The 1,934-nt window shown below is 67.2% G+C and carries 2 protein-coding genes and 1 pseudogene; 2 read left to right on the forward strand and 1 reads right to left on the reverse strand.

Features of this window, described 5'->3' with window-relative positions:
• Together JCM9942_RS14855 and JCM9942_RS14860 are read left to right on the forward strand one after the other, a co-directional pair.
• Positions 1 to 956 (forward strand): annotated as a pseudogene (locus JCM9942_RS14855) (metallopeptidase TldD-related protein); the annotation flags it as partial.
• An 82-nt stretch (positions 957 to 1,038) separates the two neighbouring features.
• Entirely contained in the window at positions 1,039 to 1,416 is a 378-nt protein-coding gene (locus JCM9942_RS14860) for a DUF4870 domain-containing protein (protein ID WP_054660612.1), read from the forward strand.
• Between the two features lie 65 nt (positions 1,417 to 1,481).
• On the opposite strand, the gene JCM9942_RS14865 is transcribed toward JCM9942_RS14860, so the two are convergent.
• Positions 1,482 to 1,934 (reverse strand): polyprenyl synthetase family protein (locus tag JCM9942_RS14865; RefSeq protein WP_172675146.1); only part of this gene is annotated, 453 nt, incomplete at its 5' end.

Below are 1,934 nucleotides of genomic sequence, written 5' to 3' on the forward strand. Positions count from 1 at the left end.
GCCGAGCAGGCGGTGGATCTGGCGCTGGCCTGCGAGGCGGCCGGGCGCCAGGCCGATGGCCGGATCAGCAATTCCGACGGCGCTTCGGCGGCGACCGCGCAGAGCCTGTCGGTGTACGCCAACTCGCACGGTTTCATCGGCCGCGAGCGCAGCAGCCACCATTCCATCGGCTGCGCGCTGATTGCCGGGCAGGGCGATGGCATGCAGCGTGACGGCTGGTACACCAGTGCTATCGCCCGGGAAGACCTGGAAGATCCCGCGGCTGTGGGCCGGCGGGCCGCCGAGCGCACCGTCGCCCGGCTGCAGCCGCGTTCGCTGCCGACCGGCGAGGTGCCGGTGCTGTTCAGTGCGGAAATGGCGCGCTCGCTGATCGGCCACCTGCTCAGTGCGGTTTCCGGTGGCGCGCTGTATCGCCGTGCCAGCTTCCTGCTCGACAGCGCCGGCACCTCGCTGTTCCCGGACTGGTTCGCCATCGACGAGCGGCCGCTGCTGCGTCGCGGCCTGCGCTCGTGTGCTTCGACGGCGAAGGCGTGGCCACCCGCGATTCGGCGCTGGTCAGCGGCGGCATATTGCAGCGCTACATCCTGAGCAGCTACTCGGCGCGCAAGCTGGGGCTGACCACCACCGCCAACGCCGGCGGCGTGCACAATCTCAAGGTCGCCGCCAACGCCGGTGACCGGGCTTCCCTGCTGGCGGGGATGGGCACCGGCCTGCTGGTGACCGAGCTGATGGGGCAGGGCGTCAATGGCGTGACCGGCGACTACTCGCGCGGCGCGGGCGGTTTCTGGGTGGAGAACGGCCAGATCGCCTATCCGGTGGACGGCATCACCATCGCCGGCAACCTCAAGCAGATGTTTGCCAGCATCGAGGCGGTGGGCAGCGACGTCGACCCGCGCTCGCATGTCTCCACCGGCTCGATCCTGGTGGGGAAAATGACGGTTGCCGGTAACGATTGACGTATCCTGTCGGTGAGCGGCGTGGACCGACTCCGGTCTGCCGCCGGACACAACAATCCAACAAAGGAATAAGGGGAACGCAATGAGCGACTTCGACAACATCACCACTCCGCCGCCGCCGCCGTCGAGCCCTGCGCAGGGCGATGACAACACGCTTGCCATGCTGGTGCATCTGTCGGGCATCGTGCTGTGGTTCATCGTGCCGCTGATCGTGTGGCTGGTGAACAAGGACAAGCCGGAGAAGGCGTTCCTCACCGACCAGTCCAAGGAAGCCCTCAACTTCCAGATCACGCTGACCGGGGTGTACATCATCGGCACGATCCTGACGGTCATCCTGATCGGCATGCTGATCAACTTCGCCGCGTGGGTCGCCTGCATCGTGCTGAGCATCCTGGCCGGTCTGGCCGCCAACCGGGGCGAAGCCTACCGCTACCCGTTCGCCATCCGCCTGATCAAGTAACCGGCGCAAGGTGAAACGAAAAGGCCCGGAAATTCCGGGCCTTTTTTGTGGGGCGATCTGTGGGTTCAGTGGGTGCGCTGCACCGTCAGCCGTGCCAATGCGGCCAGCGCGCTGGCGCCTTCGCCGTAGCCCTGCAGGCATTCGTCCATCTGCAAAGAAAGCGTCTGCAGGCGGGCCTTGGCGCCGTCCATGCCCAGCAGCGCCGGGAAGGTGGACTTGTCTTGGGCCTGGTCCTTGCCGGCGGTCTTGCCCAGCTGCTCGGAACTGGCTTCCACATCGAGGATGTCATCGCGCACCTGGAACGCCAGTCCCAGGGCGTTGGCAAACGTGTCGAGCGTGGCCAGGTCGGTTTGGCCGGCACCGCCGCACAACGCGCCCATGCGCACGGCCGCGCGGATCAGCGCGCCGGTTTTCAGTGCATGCATGCGCTCCAGCTCGGCCACCGTTTGCAACTGGCCGGTGGCGTCGATATCCAGCGCCTGGCCGCCACACATGCCGGCCGCACCGGAGGCGGTGGC

The sequence above is a fragment of the Stenotrophomonas pictorum JCM 9942 genome (assembly GCF_001310775.1).
Lineage (GTDB): Bacteria > Pseudomonadota > Gammaproteobacteria > Xanthomonadales > Xanthomonadaceae > Stenotrophomonas > Stenotrophomonas pictorum.

Bases quoted from the DNA above. Each gene is read 5' to 3' on its own strand.
- JCM9942_RS14860 (WP_054660612.1), top strand. From the start codon at position 1,039: ATGAGCGACTTCGACAACATCACCACTCCGCCGCCGCCGCCGTCGAGC.